The organism is Kitasatospora sp. NPDC004723, from assembly GCF_040609255.1.
GTDB lineage: Bacteria > Actinomycetota > Actinomycetes > Streptomycetales > Streptomycetaceae > Kitasatospora.
Genome location: NZ_JBEXJT010000032.1, coordinates 17092 through 39742 on the forward strand (window position 1 = coordinate 17092; position 22651 = coordinate 39742).

Genomic DNA, 22651 nt, shown 5'->3' on the forward strand with positions numbered 1-22651 from the left:
CGGAGCGGGCGGCGGCGCACCCTGCCGGACACCCTTCCGGGCACCCGTCCGGCTAGCGCCGGTCCTGCTCCCGGCCGAGCTGGGCCCCGGTGTCGGCCTCGGCGGCCCGGGCGAGCCGCTCGCCGAGGGCCGTCGCCCCGGCCGGTGTCGCGTCCGGCGCGGCAGCCTCCGAAGGCGGCGGCCCGGACCGCTCCGGCCCGGCCGGGCCGGCGGACTTTCCGCTCTGGGCGGCGAACGCCCCGGCCAGTACCAGCAGGCCGCCGGCCATCTGCGGCAGGCCGAGGTGCTCGCCGAGCAGGACCCAGGCCAGCACGGTGGCCACGACGGCCTCCAGGTTGGCCACCACCCCGGCGACCGGCGGTGACAGGTGCTGGACGGCGACGACGCCGGTCAGATAGGCGAGCACGGTCGCGACCAGGACCATCCAGGCCGCCGGGATCAGGGCGGGCAGGGTGTGCCCGTTCATCACCACGTCCCCGCCGAGCTTGTCCCAGTCGGCCTCCCAGGGGCGGGTCACGGCGGTGAGCACGACCGAGCCGATCAGCAGGCCGTAGGCGCTGACGGCGATCGGGTCGACCGGGCGCTCGCCCCGGCTGCCCGCGTCGGCGAGCACGAAGTAGCCGACCTGGCAGCAGGCCGCGCCCAGGGCGAACAGGACGCCGAGGGCGTCGAAGCTCAGGCCGTTCCAGACCTCGACCACGCAGGCGAGCCCGGCGACCGCGACGCCCGCGCCGATCGCCGAGCCGCGGCTGATCGGCCGGCGCTGGACGAACCGTACGTAGCCGAGGAGCAGCGGCGGGCCCAGGTACTCGATCAGCAGGGCGACGCCGACCGGTATCCGGGAGATCGCCGCGAAGTAGCAGGCCTGGACGCCGGCCACGGCGAGCAGGCCGAAGCCGATCAGCAGGCCGGGCCGGCGCCGGACGGCGTCGCGGTGGCGGTAGGCCAGCGGCAGCAGCACGACGGCGGCCCCGGTGACCCGGAGCCAGACCACGTGGAGGGGGGAGAGCCCGGCCTCGATCAGTGGTTTGGCCGCGGTGCCGGAGCCGCCGAAGGCGAACGCGGAGACGAGGGCGAGGGTGAGACCGAGGGTCCGGCCGGGGGAGCGGCCGAGCAGGGGGTTGGAGCTGTGCACCGACGAATTCTGACAGTCGTACCGTCATTCGGTAAGGGGCCATTCCATCATTCGGTCCTGCCCGGCACGGAGCGCGAGCGTCCGCCGCCCAGCGGACCACCCGCGCCCCGACCCCGTCGGCTACCCCCCGGTCCCGGCCCCGGCGCCGACACCCGCGTCCGTCCCGGTGCCGCCGCCGGACCCCGAGCCGGAGCCGGAGCCGGAGCCGGAGCCCGAGCCGCCGGTGCCCCCGGTCGGCTGCGGCGGGGTGGTCGGCCCGGTGGTGGGGCCGGTGCTCGGCACCGGCGGCTTGGTCGGCTTGGTGCTCGGCTGCGGCGTCGTCGGCTGGGTCGGCGTGGTGCCCGTCCCACCGGACCCGGACCCGGACCCGCCCGAGCCCGAACCGGAGCCGGAGCCGGAGCCGGAGCCGGAGCCGGAGCCGGAGCCGGAGCCGGAGCCGCCGGTGCCCCCGGTCGGCTGCGGCGGGGTGGTCGGCCCGGTCGACGGCGCGGTGGCCGGTGCCGAGCCCTGGTCGCCGGAGGAGCCGGAGCCGCCCTGCCCGGTCGGGGACGACGGCCCGCCGGACGGCGTCGCCGACCCGTCGGGGGTGCTCGACGGAGCGCTCGAAGGACCGGACGAGGAGCCGGAGCCGGAGCCCGAGGAGCCCGAGCCGCTGCGCGCGGAGTCGTCCGCACCCGAGGGCGCCGGGAAGTCGGCGACCGGCTGCCCCTTCAGGGCGGTCTTCATGTAGCTGGTCCAGATCTGCGCGGGGTACTGGCCGCCCGCCGCGCCGTCGATCCCGCCGGTGCCGCTCAGGCTGACCTGCGCGCCGGTGTCCGGGTCCTGGCCGAACAGCGCGACCGAGGTGACCAGCTCGGGGGTGTACCCGACGAACCAGACCGACTTCTGGTCGTCGGTCGTACCGGTCTTGCCCGCCGCCGGCCGGCCCAGCGCCTTCGCGCGCCAGCCGGTGCCGCCCTGGTCGCTCACCACGCCCTGGAGCATCGAGGTGACCTGGCGCGCGGTCTGCTCGCTGACCGCCTGGGTGGCCTTGTGCGCGGGCAGCCCGACCGGCTCGCCCTCGCGGTCCACCGACTGGACCAGCCACGGGGTGATCTGCTTGCCGCCGTTGTCCAGCGTGGCGTACACGCCCGCCAGGTCGAGCACGCTCGGGGTGGCGGTGCCCAGCGGGATCGAGGGCACCGGGTCCAGCCCGGGGGTGTTGCTGGGCAGGCCGAGCGCGATCGAGGTGTCCCGCACCTTGCTCAGCCCGGTGTCCTGGGCGAGCTGGGCGAACGCCGAGTTCACCGACCAGTCGGTGGCCTGCTGCAGGGTGATCTGGCCGTAGCTCTTGTCGCCCTCGTTCGGCGGCGCGTACGGGGTGCCCTTGCCGCCGCGGACCTTGCGGCCGCTGGTGCCGTCGTAGACGGTGCGCGGGGTGATGGTCTGGCCGGACTGGGTCTTGGCGTTGTTCTCCAGTGCCGCCGCCAGCGCGATCGCCTTGAACGTCGAACCCGCCTGGTAGTCCCGCCGGGTGGCGTTGTCGACGTAGTGCTTGGTGTAGTCGACGCCGCCGTACAGGGCGACCACGGCACCGGTCTTCGGGTCCACGGAGACGGCGCCGGGCTGGGCCGCGGCGTCCTTCTTCCGCTTCTCCGGGTTCAGGGTGTCGTGCAGCTGGCCCTGGACGGCGTCCTCCAGGGCCCGCTGGCGGCCCGGGTCGACGGTCAGCTTGATCGTGTAGCCGCCCTTGGCCAGCTCCGACTCGCTGATGATCTGGTTGGTGGTGAGGTACTCGGTCGCGGCGTTGACCAGGTAGCCGGCCTGACCGGACAGCCCGAGCTGCGCCTGCGGGTCCTTGACCTCGGGGAAGGCGGTGGCGGCCCGCTCCTCGGCGGAGAGCCAGCCCTCCTTCACCATGCCGTCGAGCACGTAGTTCCAGCGGTTGACGGCGTTCTGCTTGCCCGCCGGGGTGGCGGTGGCCACGTCGTAGGCGCTCGGGGCGTTCAGCAGCGTGGCCAGGTAGGCGCCCTGGGCGGCGTTGAGCTCGGAGGCGTCGATGCCGAAGTACTGCTGCGCGGCGGCCTGGATGCCGTAGGCGCCGCGCCCGTAGTACGAGGTGTTGAGGTAGCTGGAGAGGATCTCGTCCTTGCTCTCGGTGGCATCCACCTTGATCGCGATGAAGAGTTCCTTCACCTTGCGCGATATCGACTGCTTCTGGCTCAGGTACGTGTTCTTCACGTACTGCTGGGTGATCGTCGAGCCGCCCTGGGTGCCCTCGCCCTTGGCGGTGTTGACGGCGGCGCGGACCAGGCCGGGCACGTTGACCGCGCCCTCGTGGTAGAAGTTGCGGTCCTCGGCGGCCAGCGTGGCGTGCTGCGCGGCGGGGGAGACCTTGTCCAGTCCGACGTTCTGCCGGTTGGTCTGGCCGGTCCTGGCGATCACCGAGCCGTCCGCGTAGAGCCAGTTGTTGCTCTGCAGGGTCGCGGCGGCGTGCGCGTCCGGCACCTTCACCAGCGTGATGCCCAGGGCGAACAGGCCGATCCCGAGCAGCAGCGCGGACACGAAGCCGATCAGGGTCATCCGCCAGGTCGGGATCAGCCTGCGCCAGCCGGTGCGCCGCTTGCGGGGCCGACGGGCCTTGGGTTTGCGGACGCGCGGCGCGCCGCGCAGGGCGATTCGGGACAAAGCGGCGGCCTTTCCAGCGGGCGGGCGGCTGAGCGGGCGGCAGGCGCACGGGTGCCGTGCCGGCTCGCGCAGACGGGATCGTCGGCGGTCGGGGGACCTTTGTCCCTTATCCGATATACAGCCCAGAACGCGCCGAAGGTACCGGTTGGCTCCACCGCGACGGGAAGCGAGACCGACATCACACACAAATCGGACGTCGAAGGGCAGCGAAAAGCCGGAGAGCCCCTCGTGTGAACGAGAGGCTCCCCGGTGTCGGTGCGCCGCCAGGGACTCGAACCCCGGACCCGCTGATTAAGAGTCAGCTGCTCTAACCAACTGAGCTAGCGGCGCCTGCTGACGGGGAAAACAATACACGCTTCCGAGGGGCGCCTCGAACCGTCTGCGGCGCCGCCGGGGCCGGCCCGCCCGTTTCCTCCCGGTTGGGGAGGGGTTTACCGCCGGTTAGGGTGGAATCGTGCCCAGCTCCCACCCCGGTCGCCGGAAGGCTCGGCTCACTTCCGCCCCCACCCCGGCCCCCGCCCCCGCCCTCGTCCGCGCCGTCGCCGCCCTGCTGCTGCTCAGCGCGCTCGCGTACACCGCGTGGGTCCTGGAGGTGGTGCTCAGCACCGGGCTCGACCCGGTCCAGGCGTACCTCAGCGAGCTGGCCGCCGAGGACCAGCCGCTGGGCGGTCTCTTCCGGGCCACCGACCTGGTCGCCGGACTCGCGGTGCTGGCCGCCGCCGTCCTCGCCCTCGCCGCCTTCCACGCTCCGGCCCGGGCTCGTGCGGCGGCCAGGGGCTGGGCGGTGGCCGGATGGGCCGGGCTCGCCCTGTTCGGCGCGGCCACCGCCGCCGACTCCCGGCTGCCGCTGAGCTGCGCGCCCACCAGCGACGAGATGTGCGCCGCCCGGGAGACCGCCGGGCTCGTCCCCGCCACCCACACCGCGCACGCCGTGACCAGCAGCCTGGCCGTGCTCGGCGCGCTCGGCGGGCTGACCGCGCTCACCGTCGCCGCCCGCCGCCACGGCTGGTGGCCGCCGGTGCGGCGGTACGGGCCGTGGCTGCTGGGCGCCGAACTGGTCGCCACCGGGTGGAGCCTCGGCGCGATCGCCGCCTTCGAGGCCGGCCACGGCACCTGGGCGCTGGGCGCCGGCCAGCGCCTCCAAGTGCTGCTCGTCGCCCTCTGGCTGGCCCTGCTCGCGGCGGCCCTGCACTCCGGGGCGGCCCCCGCCGCCGTCGCCCGCGCCCGGCGGTCCGAAGAACGGGATCCGGTATGACCGGTGCACACCCCTCCGGCCCGTACGGCACCGCCGCGACCTTCCTGCGGATCGACGGCACGCCCCTGCACGTCCGCGCCGAGGGGCGGGGCCCGGTCTGTCTGCTCGCCGGAGGCCTCGGCAGCAGCTGGTTCGACTGGGACCTCGTCGTCCCCTTCCTCACCCCGTACCGCACCGTGGTCCGCTTCGACCGGCCCGGCTACGGCCTGAGCGCGCCCGAGCCGGCCGACCGGCCGCTGTCCACCGCCGCCGGGGAGGCGGACCGGATCCGGGCCGTGCTGGACGCGCTGGCCCTGACCGGGCCGTGCACGGTGGCCGGGCACTCGCTCGCCGCGTTCCACGTCGAGGCCTTCGCCCGGCTGTACCCGGAGCGGACGGCCGGGCTGGTCCTGCTGGACGGCAGCGTCGAACCCGATCCGCACCCGCTCCCGGCCCCCGGACTGCGCGATCTCGCGGCCCGCACCGCCGCGGGCGCGGCCACCGCCGTCGCCGTGCCGTACCTGTTCGGGCCCGCCGTGCGCCGGCTGACCGCCCGGGCCACCACCGTGCGGCGCGAGGACCTCGCCCCCGCGTCGCTGGTCCGGCGCTGCTACCGCACCGGGCGCTCGCTGCGGGCACTGCTCCGGGAGAACGCCCGCTACCTGGACATGGCCGCCGAACTGGCCGGACTGCGCCGCACCGCCCCGCTGCCGGCGGACCTGCCGGTCACCGTGCTCGCCGCGGACGACGGTCTGCGCGGTCGCCGGACCGAGGAGTGGCTGGCCGCCCAGCGGGAGCTGGCCGCGCAACTCGGCGCCGAGTTCCGCAGCACCGTCCCGGCCGGGCACCTGCTGATGTTCGACCGTCCGGACGCGGTCGCCTCGGCGATCCTGGACACGGCTCGCTGAGCGCACGGCCGGCCGGGTGTCGGGGCGGTCTCAGCCCCCGCCGCTCGCCTCGGTGCGGTCCGCCGTGACCACTCGACGGACGGCCTGGGCGACCGGCAGGTCCCGGGCCGTGCGGCGCACGGTGTCCCGGAGAGCGGCGTGCTGCCGTCCGGGGTAGATCCGGCGGTCCATCCGCCCGGCCCAGAGCAGCCCCGCCAGCAGCCGGTCCCGTTCGTCGGCTCCCGCCCCCGTCGTTCCCGCGCCCTCCTCCGCCGCGGTGCGGGCCAGGGTCGCGGCGACCCGGTCGGCGATCTCCTGTCCGGCCTCGGACCGGACCGGCAGCAGCACCCGGTAGGGCACCAGGAGCTTCCGGCGACGTTCGACGGTCATCGCTCCCTGGGCGACCAGCCGGTCCCGGTAGTGGCGGACCGCATCCCGGGGCACCCGCCGCACGGCGGCCTCCAGCCCCGGCCGGCGCCCCTTGCGGGTCCGCTCCAGCCGGGCGAGCACGGCCGCGCCGATCTCGTCGTGCGCACCGAGCGGTTGGAACCCGGTGATCCGGCGGCCCTCGACGGTGATCCCGCCGGTCAGCAGCAGTTCCGCGAGCACGGCGCCGGCGATCACCCGCCGGAAGGCGGACGAGGAGACCCGCAGCAGCCCGCGGCCCGGGTCGGTGCAGAGCAGGACCAGTTCCTCCGGGAGCGGGCGCGCACCAGCCGGATCGGGCGGGCCGGGGGAGGCGGGTGGATCGAGCGGAGCCAAGGCGACTGCACCTCCGGCGCGATACGGGAACGGGAGCCCACGCTATCCATTTCCGCTGCCGGGAAACGCCGAAGGGCCCCCTCGCTGCTGCGAGGGGACCCTTCGACCGTCGGTGCGCCGCCAGGGACTCGAACCCCGGACCCGCTGATTAAGAGTCAGCTGCTCTAACCAACTGAGCTAGCGGCGCCTGCTGACCTGGAAGACATTACACGCCGTCCGGCCGATCCGCCGAATCGGCACGGTCCGGTGACTCGGGGTGACCGTCGGGCGGGTCCGGTCACCCCTCCGGGAAGTGGCAGGCGGCCTGGTGGTCGGCGTCCCCGGGCCCGGCGGCGGCCGTGAGCGCCGGCGCCTCGCTCGCGCAGCGGGCGCGCGCCGCCTCGTCGAGCGCCGGGTGGACGGGACAGCGGGCCCGGAACGGGCAGCCGGTGTGCCGGACGGTGGGGGAGGGCGGGTCGCCGGCCAGCAGGACACGGGTGCGGGCGCGTTCGGCGGCCGGGTCCGGCAGCGGGACGGCGGAGAGCAGGGCGCGGGTGTAGGGGTGCCGGGGCCGGTCGAAGACGGCGGACACCTCGCCCTGCTCGACCGTCCGCCCCAGGTACATCACGCTGACCCGGTCGGCGAGGTGCCGGATCACCGAGAGGTCGTGCGAGACGAAGAGGTAGGAGAGGCCGAGTTCCGCCTTGAGCGACTGGAGCAGGTTGAGCACCCCGGCCTGGATCGAGACGTCCAGCGCCGAGACCGGCTCGTCGAGCACCAGCAGCCGGGGCCGGACGGCCAGCGCCCGGGCGATCGAGATCCGCTGCCGCTGCCCGCCGGAGAACTGGTGCGGGTAGCGGACGGCGTGCGCCGGGTCGAGGCCCACCTGGCGCAGCAGCCCGGGCACCCGGCGGGCGATCTCCTCCTTGGCGGCCCGCTGGGCGCGCAGCGGCTCGGCGACGATGTCGCCGACCGGCATCCGCGGGTCGAGGCTCGCCATCGGGTCCTGGAAGACGATCTGCAGCCGGGCCCGCATCCGGTGGGCCTCGGCGCGGGAGAGCCCGGCGGTGTCCCGGCCGAGCAGTTCGATCCGGCCGGACTCGGGGGCGGCCAGGCGCAGCAGTTCGAACAGGGTGGTGGACTTGCCGGAGCCGGACTCGCCGACCAGGCCGAGCGTCTCGCCCTCCCGGATCGACAGCTCGACGCCGTCCACCGCGTACACCGAGCCGACCCGCCGCTTGAAGACGGTGCCCTTGAGCAGCGGGAAGGTCCTGGTGAGCCCGCCGACCTCCAGGACCGGCGGGCGCTGCGCGCGGGGGAGCGGCGGGCCGGGCGCCGCCGGGAGCTCCGGCACGGGGTACACCTCGCCGGGCGCGGGCCGTCGTTCGGCGAGTTCGCCGGACCGGACGCAGGCGGTCAGGTGGCCGTCGCCGGTGAGCGGCGGCTCGGCCGTGCGGCAGCGGTCCTCGGCCAGCGGGCAGCGGGCGGCGAACGGGCAGCCGTCCGGCAGTTCGGCCATCGGCGCGGGCGTGCCGGGGATCGGGACCAGCGGTCCGCGCCGCCCGTCCAGCCGGGGGACGGCGCCGATCAGGCCGAGGGTGTAGGGGTGGCGCGGCGCGGCGAACAGCTCGTCCACGCCCGCCGTCTCGACGACCCGCCCGGCGTACATCACGGCGACCCGGTCGGCCATCCCGGCGATCACCCCGAGGTCGTGGCTGACCAGGACGAGCGCGGCGCCGGTCTCCCGGCGGGCGGTGCGCAGCACGTCGAGCACCTGCGCCTGGATGGTGACGTCGAGGGCGGTGGTGGGTTCGTCGGCGAGCAGCACGTCGGGGTCGTTGGCGACGGCCATGGCGATCATGGCGCGCTGGCGCATGCCGCCGGAGAACTCGTGCGGGAAGCCGTCCAGGGCGCGGTCGGGGGCCGGGATGCCGACCAGGTCGAGCAGTTCGGCGGCCCGCTTGCGGGCGGCGGTCCGGTCCAGGCCGGGCCGGTGGACGCGCAGCGCCTCGATCAGCTGGTCGCCGATCCGGTAGACGGGGGTGAAGGCGGAGAGCGGGTCCTGGAAGACCATGGCGATCCGCCGGCCGCGGACGGCGGCCAGCTCGCGGCCGGGCAGGCCGAGCAGTTCGCGGTCGTCCAGCCGCACCGAGCCGCGGACCCGGGCGGTGCCGGGCAGCAGTCCGAGGACGGCCAGCGCGGTGACCGACTTGCCGGAGCCGGACTCGCCGACGATGCCGAGGGTCTCGCCGCGGTGCAGGGTGAGGTCGACGCCGCGCACCGCGGGGACGGGGGCGGCGCCGCGCGGGCCGGTGAAGTCGACCCGCAGGTCCCGCACCCGCAGCAGCGGGGTGCCGGTGGCGGTGGTCGCGGTGGTGTTCGCGGCGGTGCCGGTCACGCGCGGGTCCCCTTCCTCGGAGCACGGTCACGCTCGCGCGTGCGGCGGGGCCTGCGGGCGGCCTCGGCGGTGGGGTCGAGGGCGTCGCGCAGCCCGTCGCCGATCAGGTTGACGGCCAGGACGAAGAGCACCAGCAGCCCGGCGGCGAAGTAGAACAGCCAGGGGAAGACCGGTGCCTCACTGGTGCCGGCGGCGAGCAGGGTGCCGAGCGAGACGTCGGGCGCCCTGACGCCGAAGCCGAAGTAGGAGAGCGCGGTCTCGCTCATCACGGCGCCGCCGACCGCGATGGTGGCGTCGATGATGAGGAAGGAGGCGACGTTCGGCAGCACGTGCCGGGTGATGATCCGCAGCGGGTGGACGCCCATGAACTGCGCGGCGCGGACGAACTCCCGCTCGCGCAGCGAGATCGTCATCGAGCGGACCACCCGGGCGGTGATCATCCAGTTGAACAGGGCGAGCAGCAGGACGAAGGCGAGCCAGCCGGCGCCCTTCAGCCGGGGCGAGACGATGGTGACGACCAGGAAGGCGGGGAAGACCAGCATGAGGTCGACCAGGAACATCAGCGACCGGTCGGTCCAGCCGCCGAAGTAGCCGGCGCAGGCGCCCACCAGGGAGGCCAGCACGGTCGAGAACAGCGCCACCAGCAGGCCGATGACCAGGGACTTCTGCAGGCCGCGGAGGGTCTGCGCGAAGACGTCCTGGCCGATCCCGTTGGTGCCGAACCAGTGGGTGGCGGAGGGCGGCCGGCGCAGCGCGCCGTAGTCGGGCGCGGCGTAGTCCCAGGGGGTGAGGTACGGGCCGCCGAAGGCCAGCAGGAACAGCAGCAGGACGACGACGGCACCGGCCACCGCGCCGCGGGCGGCGAGCAGCCGGGCGAGGACGATCCGGCCCCGGCCGGCCGTCGCGGGTACCGGGGCGGGTTCGGGTCCGGGTGCGGTCCCGGGCGCCCCGGCGGGCTCGGCGGGTCCGGCGGGTCCGGTGATCGCGGCGGTCACGGCGCTCCTCCTCGGGTCAGGCCCGCACGCGCGGATCGAGCGCGGCGTGCAGGGTGTCGGCGAGGAAACCGGAGGCGAGCACCACGACCGCCGCGAACAGGTTGACCGCGACGACCGCGTTGACGTCCTGCTCGTTGACGGACTGGATGAACCACTCGCCCATGCCGTGCCAGCCGAAGATGGTCTCGGTGAAGGCGGCACCGGTGAAGATGCCGAGGAAGCTGTAGGCGAACATCGTCGACATCGGGATGACCGCCGTCCGCAGTCCGTGCCTGACCAGCGCCCGGCCCCGGGTGAGGCCCTTGGCCTCGGCGGTGCGCAGGTAGTCGGAGCCGAGCACGTCGAGCATGGTGCCGCGCTGGTAGCGGCTGTAGGTGGCGAGGCCGCCGAGCGCCAGCGAGAGGGTGGGCAGCAGCAGGTGCAGCGCCCAGTCGGCGAGGTGCGCGCCGAGGCCGCCGCTCAGGCCGGGCGTCTCGTACCCGGTGAAGGGGACGACCTCGTGCCCGACGGCGTCCTTGGCGGCGATGGCGCCGTTCTTGAGGAAGAGCGCGACCAGGAAGACCGGGGTGGAGAGCAGGACGAAGGACAGCACGGTCAGCAGCCGGTCGGAGAGCCGGTACTGGCGCACCGCGCTCCACGCCCCGGCGGCGACGCCGAGCACCATGCCGAGCAGGCTGCCGACCAGCAGCAGCCGCAGCGAGACCCAGACCCGGCGGCGGAAGTCGTCCATCACGGGGGTGTCGTGGATGGTGCGGCCGAGGTCGCCGTGCAGCAGCAGCCCGCCGGCCCAGCGGCCGAACCGCTCGACCACGGGGGTGCGGTCGTTCAGGTTGAGGTCGGTGAGCTGGCGCTCGACCGAGGCGGCGGCCGGGCGCGGGACCTTGGCCTCGAAGTAGGCGCGCGGCTGCAGGGCGGCGCCGGCCAGCGCGTACGCCAGGAAGACGGCGGCGACCAGCAGGACGGCGTAGTAGGCGAGCCGCTTGGTCAGGTAGCGGAGCATCAGCGGCCGCCCGGGGTGGGGGCGGGGCCGACGCGTCTGGTGGGCATCGGAGGGTGGCCTTCGGGTCGGGGGCGGACGCGCGGGAGGGACGGCCGGTCGCCGTTCTTGACCGTGGTCAGGAAAGCGCAGCTCAGAGTGTGGCACCGGTGCGCGGCCGCGGTGTTGCGGCCGTGTTGCGCCCCGTTTCGGTCGGATCAGGTGTCAACTCGGCCCCCTGGTACTCGTTCTGATCGGCTGTTACGTTCGGTCCCCGGCACCGACTTGGCTGCCCACGCTCAAGCCTCGCCACACCTCGCGACGCTCAACTCTCACCACTCGCCGGACATCACGGGGGGACCCTCATGGACGCTTCCGCCACGCCCGCGCGCCGACTCGGCCGCGCCGCCGCCCTCGCCCTCGCCGTCGCGCTGGCGACCGCCGCGTGCACCTCCGGCGGCGGCGGTTCGGCGGACACGGCGGTCAGGAGCGAAGCGCCCGGGCAGGGGGCCATCGACATCAACGCCAAGCCGCTGGAGCAGATCCGCGACGGCGGCGAGGTCCGCTTCCCGCTCTACCAGTGGATCACCCAGTGGAACCCGTTCCAGGTGGACGGCCGCTACGGCGACGCGGTCGAGATCATGCGCACGCTGGAGCCGAGCCTGTTCAGCACCGACGAGAGCGGCACCTTCAAGCCGGTCGCCGACTACCTGGTGGACGCCAAGGTCACCTCCGCCTCGCCGCAGGTGATCACCTACACGCTCAACCCCAAGGCCAAGTGGTCGGACGGCAAGCCGCTGAGCTACCTCGACTTCAAGGCCGACTGGGAGGCCACCAACGGCAAGAAGGACGGCTACAACATCGCCGACTCGGCCGGCTACGAGCTGATCTCCGCGGTCGAGCAGGGCGCCGGCCCGGCCGAGGTCAAGGTGACCTTCTCCGAGCCGTACGCCGACTGGCAGAACCTGTTCCGTCCGCTGATCCCGGCGGCCGGGATCGCCACCGCCGACGACTTCAACAAGGGCTGGGTGGAGAAGATCCCGATCACCGCCGGTCCGCTGAAGATCGGCACCGCCGACAAGACCGCGCAGACCCTCACCCTCGTCCCGGACCCCGACTGGTGGGGCGTCAAGCCGAAGGCGGAGCGGATCACCTTCCGGGTGATGTCCCAGTCGGCGACCACCCAGGCCTTCCTCAACAACGAGATCGACTACGCCACGGCCGGCACCGCCACCGCGTACGGGCAGCTCAAGGACGCCAAGGACACGGTGATCCGGTCCGCCAGCCCGTGGGACGAGGTGCACATCTCCTTCGGCGGCGGCGGTCCGCTGGCGGACGTCAAGGTCCGTCAGGCGCTCGGCAGGGCGCTGGACCGGGGGGCGCTCATCAAGATCGCGAACAACGGCGTGCCGGTGGAGTTCAAGCCGCTCGGCAACCACATCTTCATGCCCAACCAGACCGGCTACCGGGACAACTCCGGCGAGTGGGCGACGTTCGACCCGGCCGCCGCGAAGAAGCTGCTGGACGAGGCCGGCTGGAAGGAGGCCGGCAGCGGCCAGCCCCGTACCAAGGACGGCCGGACGCTGACCCTGCACTGGGTGCTCAACGAGTCCACCCCGCAGGCCCAGGTCGACCTCGCCACCGCCGCCCAGGCGATGTGGCTGGCGGCCGGCGTCAAGGTGGAGATCGACAAGGTCGCGGCCAACGACTTCTTCACCAAGTACGTCAACCCCGGCAAGTGGGACATCGCCAGCTGGCGCAACACCGACTCGTTCCCGCTCTCCAGCAGCCTGACCAACTTCCGCCTGCCGCAGGGCGACAACGTCTTCGGCAACTACTCCAAGCTGGGCAGCGAGGAGATCGACGCGCTGCTGAAGAAGGCGGCCGGCACGATCGACCCGGTGGAGGCCGCGAAGCTCTACAACCAGGCGGACGCCCGGATCTGGGAGCTCGGCCACACCTACGAGCTGTACCAGCGGCCGACCGTGGTGGCGGCCCGCAAGGGACTCGCCAACTACGGGGCGTTCGGCCTGGCGAGCACCGACTACGCCAAGGTCGGCTGGGAGAAGTAGCCGGGACCGGGGACGGGGCGGCGGTGCGGTCCCCGGCCCGGGCGGGCGCACGACGGGCACTGGCGAGCAGCGCGGTGATCACGAGGCCGGTGGTGCGGACACGGGAAGGCCGGTGATGCCGCCCCCGCTGTCCTGCCACCCGCCTTGACCTTCCGCGATGCCCGCAGGCCGCCCGTGCCGCGGGGCTCGTCCCCGGGCCCCGTTCGCTTCGAACCGGGGACGAATCTAGCGGGGCGTCCGGGCGGTCGCACCGTACGGCGCGGCGCGTCCGCAAACCCGCCGTGCTGTCACCCGGTTCGCGCACCGGGGCGTCAACTCTCGCTGACGCCAGGGCATATCGGTCCATAACGGGACAATCTCCCGATCCGGCGGCGCTCGCCGCGATCCGTGCGCTCCCGGGCAAGGTCCGGTGCGCCCTGGTGCCCTCGGATACGTGCGCGGCGCCCGGCGCGCTGTCAGGATGCGGCGGGTACAGCCCACCCGTCCGGATCCCGGAGACCCGTCCATGAGCAGCGATTCCACCGCGGTCCCGCGCCCGCACCCCGTCGATCCCCGCCCGGTGCGCCGGATGGTCCCGCGCAGCCGGGACGAGCCGCACCGGGTCGCCACCCCGCTGGAACTCTTCTTCGACCTCTGCTTCGTGGTCGCCGTCGGCCAGGCCGGCCGGGAGCTGGCCCACGACCTCGCGGGCGGCCACTGGGGCGACGGCCTGACCGGCTACCTCTTCGCGTTCTTCGTGATCTGGTGGGCGTGGATGAACTTCACCTGGTTCGCCTCCGCCTACGACTGCGACGACGTCCCGTACCGGCTCACCACCCTGGTCCAGATCGCCGGTGTGCTGATCCTCGCGGCCGGGGTGCCGCGGCTCTTCGCCGACCAGGACCTCGTACTGGTGGTGATCGGCTACGTGGTGATGCGGCTGGCGATGGTCACCCAGTGGCTGCGCGCGGCGGCGGCCGAGGAGGGCCTGGCCCGCGCGGTCGCGCTGCGCTACGCCGCCGGGATCACGCTCTGCCAGATCGGCTGGGGCGCGGTGCTGCTGCTGCCGCACGACGTCCGCTCGGTGCTGATCCCGATCGGGATCCTGGCCGAGCTGGCCGTGCCGGTGGTCGCCGAACTGCGGCTGCAGACCCCGTGGCACCCGCACCACATCGCCGAGCGGTACGGCCTGTTCACGCTGATCGTGCTCGGCGAGACGGTGGCGGCGGCGACCGTCGCGGTGCAGTCGGCGGTGGACGAGCAGGAGGGACTGGCCCGCTTGCTGCCGGTCGCGGTCGGCGGTCTGCTGATCTGCTTCTCGGCCTGGTGGATCTACTACGCCCGGCCGGTCCACGAGCACCTGCGGTCCAGCCGTCAGGCCTTCCTCTGGGGCTACGGCCACTACCTGGTGTTCGGCTCGGCGGCGGCGATCGGCGCCGGACTGGAGGTGGCGGTCGCATCGGCCGTGCACAAGGCGCACGTCTCCGAGACGGCCGCCACCGCGACGGTGACCGTGCCGACCGCGCTCTACCTGTTCACCGTCTGGGCGCTGCACGCCCGGCACGCCAAGACCGGCGCGCTTCAGCTGTCGCTGCTGCCGGTGGCCTCGGTCGCGGTGCTCGCCTGTACGGCGGCGGGCGGCTCCGGCGTCCTCGCGGCGGGCCTGGTGACGGCGGTCGCGGTGGCGGCCGGGGTGGCGCTGCACGCGAGGGAGCGCTGAACGAGGGCGGGCGGGCGGCGCTGCGGCGAGCCCTCCCGCGGCTGCCCGTCGCGGGGGCGCTCCTCGGCCCGGCCGTTCGTCCCGTTCGGTGGGGCCGACCCGTTCGGCGGGCCCGTTCCGTCGGGCCCGCCGGCGTCGTTCGGTGCTGAGCCGTGCAGCGCTGAGCCGTTCAGTGCCGCACCCTTGAGCGCCGCACCGCCGAGCGCCGTTCCGTTCGCGCGGAGCGGGTCCAGCGGGGGCGGCCCCAGCAGGGCGCGCTGCACCTCGTCGTGCCCGGCGAGCCAGGCCCGGTACGCGGGGCTGGCCTCGGCGAGGTCCAGGTAGGCCGCCCGCAGCTCCTCGTACAGCGCCTCGCGGGCCGGCGGGCCGAGCGCGCGCGGCCGCCAGACCAGCAGCAGCCGCACGGCCAGCGGGTCGCCGTGCAGCCGCCGCACGACGGTGCCCGGCCCGGGCAGCGAGGTCGGCTGACAGGGGCGGACCGCCTCCCCGGAGGCGACCAGTTCGGCGGCGGTCGCGTTGTCCCGCACCTGCACCACCCGGGGATTGAGCCCGGCGGCGCGGAACACCCGGCGCATCGCGGCGTACTCGTGGTCGGCGGTCGGGTCCACCATCCAGGTGTCCTCGGCGAGCTCGGCCAGCCGGACCACCGGCCGGGCCGCCGCCCGATGGCCGGCCGTGAGCGCGACGAACTGCGGCTCGCGGGTGAGCAGCACCCGGTGCTCGGCGTCCGGGGGCAGCCGCAGCGGGAAGCCCTCGCTCTCGTGCACGAAGGCCACGTCCAACTGGTCGGCGGCGACCATCCGGAGCAGGGCGTTGGCCGAGATGTCGATCTGGATCGTGGTGTCGGTCTCCGGCAGCCGCTCGTGCAGCCGGCGCAGCCAGGCGGCCACCGCCCGGCTGCCGACGCTGCCGATCCGCAGCCGCCGGGCGCGCTCGCCACCGGCCGCCTCCCTGGCCTCCTGGCGGGCGGCGGCCACCAGCGCCGCCATCTCGGCGATCACCGGCCTGGCCCGGGACAGCACGGAGTGGCCGAGCGCGGTGGGCCGGCTGCCGGTCTGCTCCCGGGTGAACAACGTGCCGCCGACGGCCCGTTCGATGCGGTGCAGCTGGGTGGTCAGCGACGGCTGGGTCATGCCGAGCTGCAGCGCTGCCTTGCGGAGGCTTCCGGTGTCGGCGATCGCGCACAGCACCCGTAGGTGTCTCACGTCGAGCTCCACATCCGGGAGCGTAACGGTGGAAACGGGATGACGCCAGGGACATGACAGGCTGTTGGCCCGAGCATCGGACCGGCCGTCCGGGCGGCGCGGTGATTGGTCCGGGCTATCGCCGGTTGACATCATCCGCCGGGCCGCCGGCCTGGCCGAAGCTCTGGGGGCAGCAAGCATTCATCCGATGCCCGCGGCCCGGCCCCCCACCGTCCGCGGCGCACTCGCGAATCGGAGCCCCCACATGAACCGTGTCCCGCGCATGCTCTCCGTCGCACTCGGACTGGCCCTGGCCGTGGGAACGGCCGCCCTGCCAGCCACCGCCACCGCCGCCCCGGCGAGCGCTCCCGCCGCCGGGCACTACACCCCGGGCACCGCCGCGAAGGGTGCGGGCAAGGCGGACGACCGGGCGTTCTTCGAGGCCGTCATGAAGTCCGCGCGGGCCAAGCAGGCCGCCAACCCGTACCTGCTGGCCGTCACGGTGACCTACGACGCCAGCAACGCGCCGTCCTTCGCCGGGGTCATATCGCAGAGCGCGCAGATCTGGAACAGCTCGGTCACCAACGTCCGGCTCCAGCAGGGCTCCAACGCCGACTTCGTCTACTACGAGGGCGACGACCCGTCCAACGGCTCCTACGCCAGCACCGACGGGCACGGCAACGGCTACATCTTCCTCGACTACACCCAGAACCAGCAGTACGCCTCGCTGCGGGTGACCGCGCACGAGACCGGTCACGTGCTGGGCCTGCCCGACCACTACTCGGGCCCGTGCAGCGAGCTGATGTCCGGCGGCGGCCCCGGCCCGTCCTGCACCAACCCGTACCCGAACAGCACCGAGCGCAGCCGCGTCAACTCGCTGTGGCGGTACGGCCTGGCCGGCTGATCCGGCCCCTCGACGGCCCGCCCCCGCGGCGGCCACCCCGGCGCGCGCCGGCCGGACGACCCCCTCCGGCCGGTCGGGCGCATGCCCACCCGCACCACCGCACCACCCGCGGTACCTCCCGTACCGCCGCACCGGCGTACCCCACCCCTCGACCCGTGAACGGGAGCCCCCCCTATGAACCGTGTCTCGCGCACCTTCTCCGCCGCGCTCGGCCTGGCGCTCGCCGCCGGCCTGGCCGCCCTGCCGACCAGCGCCGTCGCCGCGCCGGCCCAGGGCTACACGCCGTCCGCCACCGCCACCGCCTACGCCGGCTCGGCCGCCGAGGAGGCCGACAACCAGGCGTTCTTCGAGGCCGTCATGAAGTCCGCGCGGGCCAAGCAGGCCGCCAACCCGTACCTGCTGGCCGTCACTGTCACCTATGACGCCAGCAGCGCGCCGTCCTTCGCCGGGGTCATAGCCCAGAGCGCGCAGATCTGGAACAGCTCGGTCACCAACGTGCAGCTCCGGTCCGGTTCGGCCGCCGACTTCCGCTACTACGAGGGCAACGACTCGCGCGGCTCCTACGCCAGCACCGACGGCCACGGCCGCGGCTACATCTTCCTCGACTACGCGCAGAACCGGCAGTACAACTCGACGCGGGTGACCGCGCACGAGACCGGTCACGTGCTGGGCCTGCCCGACCACTACTCGGGCCCGTGCAGCGAGCTGATGTCCGGCGGCGGCCCCGGCACCTCCTGCACCAACCCGTACCCGAACAGCACCGAGCGCAGCCGCGTCAACTCCCTCTGGCGGTAGTCCCTCCCAGGGACTGCCCCGCGCACCGCAGTGACGGCCCGGTCGCCGCAACCCCGGCGACCGGGCCGCCCCGTGTGCGTTTCCGTCCTGAGCGGCGCATCCGAGCAGGGCCGGCGGTGCGCGCCCCACCGTGTCACCGCCGCGCCCGCTCGCGCCGGACTTGTCGGTGCCCCGTGCGAGCATGCGGACCAGGACCCGTCCGCCGCCGACCGCGAGGTGCCCCCGCATGCCCCAGCACGTCCCCGACCACCTGGAAGACCTGCCCTACGCCGCCCACCTGACCCCGCACACCGGCCCGCTGCGCAGCGACGACCGCTACGACACCGTCCACTTCGACGGCGGCGAGTACACCGATCAGTCGGCGGGCGGCGCGACCTTCCTGGAGTGCGCCCTCACCGGCGTGGCCCTGAGCGGCGTCAGGCTCCGCCAGGCCCGGTTCAACGAGGTCTGGGTGCAGGCCGGCCGCTGGGTGGCCTGCGACCTCGCCGACAGCGACTGGCAGGACACCGCCGTCTCCGGCGGGGTGCTGGCCGGCATCGCCGCGCACGGCTCGGCGCTGCGCCGGGTGGTGTTCCGCGGCTGCAAACTGGAGGCCGTCAACCTGCGCGCCGCCGTGCTGCGCGACGTCGTCTTCGAGGACTGCCTGCTGCGCGACGTCGACTTCGGCGACGCGAAGCTCACCGGCGTCACCTTCCCCGGCTCCACCCTGGAGGAGGTCCGGCTGCGCGGCGCCACCCTGAGCAAGGTGGACCTGCGCGGCGCCGTCGGCCTCGGCCTGCCCGACGGTCACCAGGGTCTGCGCGGCGCCCTCATCAGCTCCACCCAGCTCCTCGAACTGGCTCCCCAGTTCGCCCACGCCCTGGGGATCACGGTGAAGGACTGACGGTGGCCCACGGGTCGTCCACCTCGGCCGGCGCCGGTACGGGCATGGCCGGGGCGGTGCCCGGCTCGCTGTACTCGGCCGTGGCCCGCGCCCGCTCCTGACCGGCGCTCAGGGCGAGGGTGAGCTTGACCAGCTCGTACCGGTCGTTGACCCAGTAGTCGGCGGTGCAGACCGAGTCGGCCGGCGGTGTGTAGTCGGGGCCGTCGACGAGGCGCTGCTCGGCCTTGCCGCTCCTCGCCGGGACGGGTGACACGCTGCGGTAGTGCGTGACGGGGACCCCGCCCAGATCCTCCCGCCCCTCGGCGGTGACCGTGCCGTGCCCGGCGGCCCGCCGAAGTTCGGCGGCGGGCGAGGACGCCAGCTCCATGCTCATCGTGGCGAGGTCGATCGGTACGGGCGGCTCGTCGGGCCGCGAGGTGAGGTGGTCGAGCCGCTGCCAGCGGTCGAGCCCGAGGCCGCGGACGTACATGGCCCCCTGGACGAGGCGCATCGTGGAGTCGCCCTCGGTGCTCTCGAAGGACGGCCGGCCCTGCCAGCGCACGTACCCGTTGAGGGTGGTCGGCGCCTTGTCGCCCTCGGCCGCGGTGAACCGGAGCCGGCCGTTGCCGATGCGGTCCATGGCGTCGGCGGCCTTGACGAGCTCACCGGGCGGGCCGCCGACGGCCGGGGCGGGCGACCCGCCGCCGCAGGCGCTCAGGGCGCCGGCCGCCAGGACGACGGCGGCGGTGGACAGGACGAAGCGTGACATCTGCATGGAAATCCCCCCACGTGACGGTGTCCGGCCTCAGTGTGGCAAAAATTTTGAACCCGTTCAAATGGGGAGGTCCGAAGGTTTCGGCCCGGCCGTCCGTTCAGCCGCAGGTCGTTCGGCGACCCAGGGGGGAACAGTCCGCCAACCCTGCCGCCCGCCCCTGGTGGGACCGTCCGGAGCGGGTGGAGGATGCTGCGCGATCGTGTGGGCGCCGACTTGTGTGCACAACATCGCCGATGAAGGGACGGGCTGGGCTGATGGCCGAGCTGAGTCGTAGGAAGTTCGTGACCCTGTCCGGTGCCGCCGCCGCGGGCCTCGCCGTGGCCGGTGCCGGGACCACCGGCGCGGGGGCGGCCCCCGCCGCCGACGCCCCGGCCGGTACGCCGGCCGCCGACCCGGCCGCTCCGGACGCCGCGGTGGCCACCGCGCCGTCGGCGGCCCTGTCGCAGAGCGGCAGCCTGGCCGACGCGCGGCACATCGTGATCCTCATGCAGGAGAACCGCAGCTTCGACCACTACTTCGGCATGCTGCGCGGCGTGCGCGGCTTCGCCGACCGCTCCGCCATCCAGATCGCCGGCGGCTACTCCGTCTTCAACCAGCCCAACGGCCTGCTGGCCCGCCAGTACCCGTGGCAGTTCAGCCTCACCAAGCCGGCCGGCGGCGCCGACGCGGAGCGCCTCGCCCAGTGCAACGGCGACCTCAGCCACGGGTGGAGCGACCAGCACAAGGCCTGGAACGGCGGCAAGCTGGACTCCTGGGTGGCGGCCAAGGGCAATGTCCGCACCCTGGGCTTCCTCACCCGCCAGGACATCCCGTTCCACTACGCGCTCGCCGAGAACTGGACCATCTGCGACGCCTACTTCTGCTCGGTGCTGAGCGCCACCGGCCCCAACCGCACCTACCACTGGTCGGGCCAGATCGACCCGTCCGGCGCCGCCGGCGGCCCGGCCTACGACGGCGGCGACGAGAAGGGCCTGCGCTGGCAGACCTACGCCGAGGCGCTGGAGAACGCGGGCGTCAGCTGGAAGGTCTACCAGAACGCCGCCGACAACTACGGCGACAACGCCCTGGGCTACTTCACCCAGTTCACGGGCGCGCCCGCCGGCAGCCCGCTCGCGGTCAAGGGCATGGGATCCGTCCCCAAGGTCACCGGGCGGACCCCGGACGACATCGTCGCCGCGATCAAGGCCGACGTGCTGGCCGGCACCCTCCCGCAGGTCTCCTGGATCGTCCCCAACCAGGAGGTCTCCGAGCACCCGTACGCCACCCCGGCCGACGGCGCGCACTTCGTCCACAACGTGATCGACGCGCTCAACGCCGACCCGGACGTCTTCAACTCCTCCGTCCTGTTCCTCAACTACGACGAGAACGACGGCTTCTTCGACCACGTCCCGCCGCCCGCCGCCCCGGCCGGCACCCCGGGCGAGTTCTACAACGGCACCAACATCGGCCTCGGCTTCCGCGTCCCGCTGATCGCCGTCTCCCCGTGGACCCGCGGCGGCTGGGTCTCCTCCGAGGTCTTCGACCACACCTCGGTGCTGCGCTTCCTGGAGAAGTGGACCGCCGCCATCGGCAAGCCCGCCGCCTGCGTCAACATCAGCGACTGGCGGCGGCGGGTCTGCGGCGACCTCACCGGCCTGTTCGACTTCGCCAACCCGGTGTACGGCCTGCCCACGCTGCCCGCCACGGCCGGCGCGGTGGTCGGCATGTCCAACTGCGGCCCGCTGCCCAACCCGGCCCCGGTCGACAACAAGCTGCCCGCCCAGGAGATCGGCACCCGTCCGGCCCGCGCCCTGCCCCACCAGCCGAACGCCAACCTGGACCACCTGGAGTTCGGCTCGGCCGGCGCGATCAAGGTCTGGCTGACGATGGCCAACGAGGGCGCGGTGGCGACCAGGACCGCCCACTTCGCCGCGTACGCCAACGCCTACCGCGGCGGCGGCCCCTGGCAGTACACCGTCGACCCGGGCGGCAGCCAGAGCGACTTCTTCAACTGCGGCACCGGCTACGGCAGCGGCCAGTACGACCTGAGCGTGGTCGGCCCCAACCGCTTCCTGCGCCGCTTCAAGGGCGACGCCACCAAGGCCGGCAAGAACGCGGCCGTCACCTGCTCGTACGCCGTCGAGCCGGGCACCGGCAAGCCGGCGGTCTGGTTCAAGCTCGCCAACACCGGCACCACCGCGCTGACCTTCACCATCACCTCGACCAACTACCGCACCGACGGCCCCTGGACGTACCAGGTGCCGGCCGGCGGCAGCGTGAGCGACTTCTTCAACGCCGTCGCCTACACCGACGGCTGGTACGACTTCACCGTCACGGTGAACGCCGACGCCACCTGGTCGCAGCGGTTCACCGGCCACCTGGAGACCGGCGCGGCCAGCATCAGCGGCTGAGCCGGGCGAGCACGCCGGGCCCGGGCGAGGGCGTCAGGCCCGGGTGAGCGCGTCGCGGGCTCACCGGCCCCGGGGGAACCACGGGTCGTGGACCTCCCGGGGCCCGTCCGGCGTGAGCAGGGTCAGCGTCAGCGGCGAGGCCGCGTACTCGGCCAGCAGCACCGCGCCGTGCCGGGTCTCCAGCTCGGCCTGGACCGGCACCCGCAGCCGGCTGAGCGCCCGCCGCAGGTGCAGCGCGTCGCGCCGGCTCACCGGCTGCGGGGCGCGCAGCACCAGCCGCAGCGGGCTCAGCGGGCCGGCCACCGGTTCGCCGGTGGCCAGCTCGTAGCCGATCGCGCCGATCGGCCCCCAGGCCAGCCGGTGGTCGGCGATCAGCTGCCCGGCGAGCGGCAGCACCGTCAGCGCGGGGATCGCCGCCACCCGCTCGGGCGACAGCAGGGAGAGCCGTCCCGGCAACTGCTCGGGGCGCAGCATCCGGGCCACCGCCGACCGGGGTGCCAGCGCGTCCAGCCGCTGCCCGCGCTGGGGTCCGCGCACCGTCACCGGCAGCCAGGTCTCCGGCGCGGCCGACACGTCCCGGGTGCAGCGCACGGGGTGCGGGGTGTCCGCGGGGGTGCCCGCCACGGCCGGCGCCCGTCCGACGGTCACCCAGGGGTGCGCGCGCAGCACCTGGCGCGCCCAGTCCGGCAGCGGGCCGCCGCCGAGCGGGCGCAGCGAGCTGGGGCACTGCATCAGCAGCAGGTCGTGGACGCCGGCCTGCCGTCCGTCGAGCGCGGCCAGCGATCCGACCAGTCGGCGCGGTCCGCCGTGCAGTTCCTCGCTCGGACGGGGGACGCGGGGGCGGGCGGCGACGGTCACGGCGGGCTCCAGGGGTGGGATCGGGACCGGCTGACGGTCTCCACCCTCCTCCTGCCCCGACCGAACCGGCTACGGCCTT

16 protein-coding genes, 2 tRNA genes and 1 pseudogene are annotated in these 22651 nt (G+C 74.2%); 8 read left to right on the top strand and 11 right to left on the bottom strand.

The window, feature by feature from the left end; translation table 11 throughout:
* Nucleotides 1-52: 52 nt before the first annotated feature.
* The 3 genes from ABZW10_RS26145 to ABZW10_RS26155 form a co-directional block, all read right to left on the bottom strand.
* Nucleotides 53-1135, bottom strand: coding sequence for a DMT family transporter (locus tag ABZW10_RS26145; RefSeq protein ID WP_355370064.1), 1083 nt, complete (start codon nucleotides 1133-1135; stop codon nucleotides 53-55).
* Between the two features lie 120 nt (nucleotides 1136-1255).
* On the bottom strand, nucleotides 1256-3802 hold the full coding sequence (locus ABZW10_RS26150; protein WP_355370066.1) for a transglycosylase domain-containing protein: 2547 nt from the start codon (nucleotides 3800-3802) through the stop codon (nucleotides 1256-1258).
* Nucleotides 3803-4058: 256 nt separating this feature from the next.
* Nucleotides 4059-4132: transfer RNA gene (locus tag ABZW10_RS26155), tRNA-Lys, on the bottom strand.
* 217 nt (nucleotides 4133-4349) lie between these two features.
* Between ABZW10_RS26155 and ABZW10_RS26160 the strand changes: the two genes are divergently transcribed.
* Together ABZW10_RS26160 and ABZW10_RS26165 are read left to right on the top strand one after the other, a co-directional pair.
* Nucleotides 4350-5057: a DUF998 domain-containing protein gene (locus tag ABZW10_RS26160; RefSeq protein ID WP_355370163.1), complete on the top strand. Its 708-nt coding sequence runs from the start codon at nucleotides 4350-4352 to the stop codon at nucleotides 5055-5057.
* Nucleotides 5054-5944 carry an alpha/beta hydrolase gene (locus ABZW10_RS26165; RefSeq protein WP_355370068.1) on the top strand — a complete coding sequence of 297 codons (891 nt, stop codon included), beginning with the start codon at nucleotides 5054-5056 and terminating at the stop codon, nucleotides 5942-5944. The genes ABZW10_RS26160 and ABZW10_RS26165 overlap by 4 nt, the downstream gene beginning before the upstream one ends.
* Before the next feature lie 30 nt (nucleotides 5945-5974).
* On the opposite strand, the gene ABZW10_RS26170 is transcribed toward ABZW10_RS26165, so the two are convergent.
* From ABZW10_RS26170 to ABZW10_RS26190, 5 genes are all read right to left on the bottom strand, one after another.
* Nucleotides 5975-6685 carry a GPP34 family phosphoprotein gene (locus tag ABZW10_RS26170; RefSeq protein WP_355370070.1) on the bottom strand — a complete coding sequence of 237 codons (711 nt, stop codon included), beginning with the start codon at nucleotides 6683-6685 and terminating at the stop codon, nucleotides 5975-5977.
* Between the two features lie 113 nt (nucleotides 6686-6798).
* A tRNA-Lys gene (locus ABZW10_RS26175) sits at nucleotides 6799-6872 on the bottom strand.
* Between the two features lie 90 nt (nucleotides 6873-6962).
* On the bottom strand, nucleotides 6963-9062 hold the full coding sequence (locus tag ABZW10_RS26180; protein ID WP_355370072.1) for an ABC transporter ATP-binding protein: 2100 nt from the start codon (nucleotides 9060-9062) through the stop codon (nucleotides 6963-6965).
* Entirely contained in the window at nucleotides 9059-9946 is an 888-nt protein-coding gene (locus tag ABZW10_RS26185; protein ID WP_355370165.1) for an ABC transporter permease, read from the bottom strand. Before ABZW10_RS26185 ends, ABZW10_RS26180 begins: the two co-directional genes overlap by 4 nt.
* Before the next feature lie 127 nt (nucleotides 9947-10073).
* Nucleotides 10074-11057: an ABC transporter permease gene (locus ABZW10_RS26190; protein ID WP_355370074.1), complete on the bottom strand. Its 984-nt coding sequence runs from the start codon at nucleotides 11055-11057 to the stop codon at nucleotides 10074-10076.
* A gap of 341 nt (nucleotides 11058-11398) precedes the next feature.
* Here ABZW10_RS26190 and ABZW10_RS26195 point away from each other — a divergent pair, with 341 nt between their 5' ends.
* Nucleotides 11399-13105: an ABC transporter family substrate-binding protein gene (locus ABZW10_RS26195; protein WP_355370076.1), complete on the top strand. Its 1707-nt coding sequence runs from the start codon at nucleotides 11399-11401 to the stop codon at nucleotides 13103-13105.
* 505 nt (nucleotides 13106-13610) lie between these two features.
* Nucleotides 13611-14804, top strand: coding sequence for a low temperature requirement protein A (locus ABZW10_RS26200; RefSeq protein WP_355370078.1), 1194 nt, complete (start codon nucleotides 13611-13613; stop codon nucleotides 14802-14804).
* 383 nt (nucleotides 14805-15187) lie between these two features.
* Here ABZW10_RS26200 and ABZW10_RS26205 read toward each other — a convergent pair.
* Nucleotides 15188-16189 (bottom strand): annotated as a pseudogene (locus ABZW10_RS26205) (LysR family transcriptional regulator); the annotation flags it as partial.
* A gap of 64 nt (nucleotides 16190-16253) precedes the next feature.
* Between ABZW10_RS26205 and snpA (ABZW10_RS26210) the strand changes: the two are divergent.
* The 3 genes from snpA (ABZW10_RS26210) to ABZW10_RS26220 all read left to right on the top strand — a co-directional run bounded on the left by snpA (ABZW10_RS26210) (nucleotide 16254) and on the right by ABZW10_RS26220 (nucleotide 18570).
* Nucleotides 16254-16892 carry a snapalysin gene (snpA, locus tag ABZW10_RS26210; RefSeq protein ID WP_355370080.1) on the top strand — a complete coding sequence of 213 codons (639 nt, stop codon included), beginning with the start codon at nucleotides 16254-16256 and terminating at the stop codon, nucleotides 16890-16892.
* Between the two features lie 174 nt (nucleotides 16893-17066).
* Nucleotides 17067-17687, top strand: coding sequence for a snapalysin (snpA, locus tag ABZW10_RS26215; protein WP_355370082.1), 621 nt, complete (start codon nucleotides 17067-17069; stop codon nucleotides 17685-17687).
* A 226-nt stretch (nucleotides 17688-17913) separates the two neighbouring features.
* Nucleotides 17914-18570: a pentapeptide repeat-containing protein gene (locus ABZW10_RS26220; RefSeq protein WP_355370084.1), complete on the top strand. Its 657-nt coding sequence runs from the start codon at nucleotides 17914-17916 to the stop codon at nucleotides 18568-18570.
* On the opposite strand, the gene ABZW10_RS26225 is transcribed toward ABZW10_RS26220, so the two are convergent.
* Nucleotides 18554-19324, bottom strand: a complete 771-nt coding sequence (locus tag ABZW10_RS26225) for a hypothetical protein (RefSeq protein ID WP_355370086.1) — start codon at nucleotides 19322-19324, stop codon at nucleotides 18554-18556. The two genes, ABZW10_RS26220 and ABZW10_RS26225, sit on opposite strands and share 17 nt — an antisense overlap.
* A gap of 254 nt (nucleotides 19325-19578) precedes the next feature.
* On the opposite strand from ABZW10_RS26225, the gene ABZW10_RS26230 reads away from it, so the two are divergent.
* A complete protein-coding gene (locus tag ABZW10_RS26230) occupies nucleotides 19579-21714 on the top strand; it encodes a phosphocholine-specific phospholipase C (protein ID WP_355370167.1) in 2136 nt (711 codons plus the stop codon).
* Nucleotides 21715-21774: 60 nt separating this feature from the next.
* Here the strand turns inward: ABZW10_RS26230 and ABZW10_RS26235 are convergent, their stop codons facing one another.
* Nucleotides 21775-22572, bottom strand: a complete 798-nt coding sequence (locus ABZW10_RS26235) for a phosphoribosyl-dephospho-CoA transferase MdcG domain-containing protein (RefSeq protein WP_355370088.1) — start codon at nucleotides 22570-22572, stop codon at nucleotides 21775-21777.
* Nucleotides 22573-22651 lie beyond the last annotated feature (79 nt).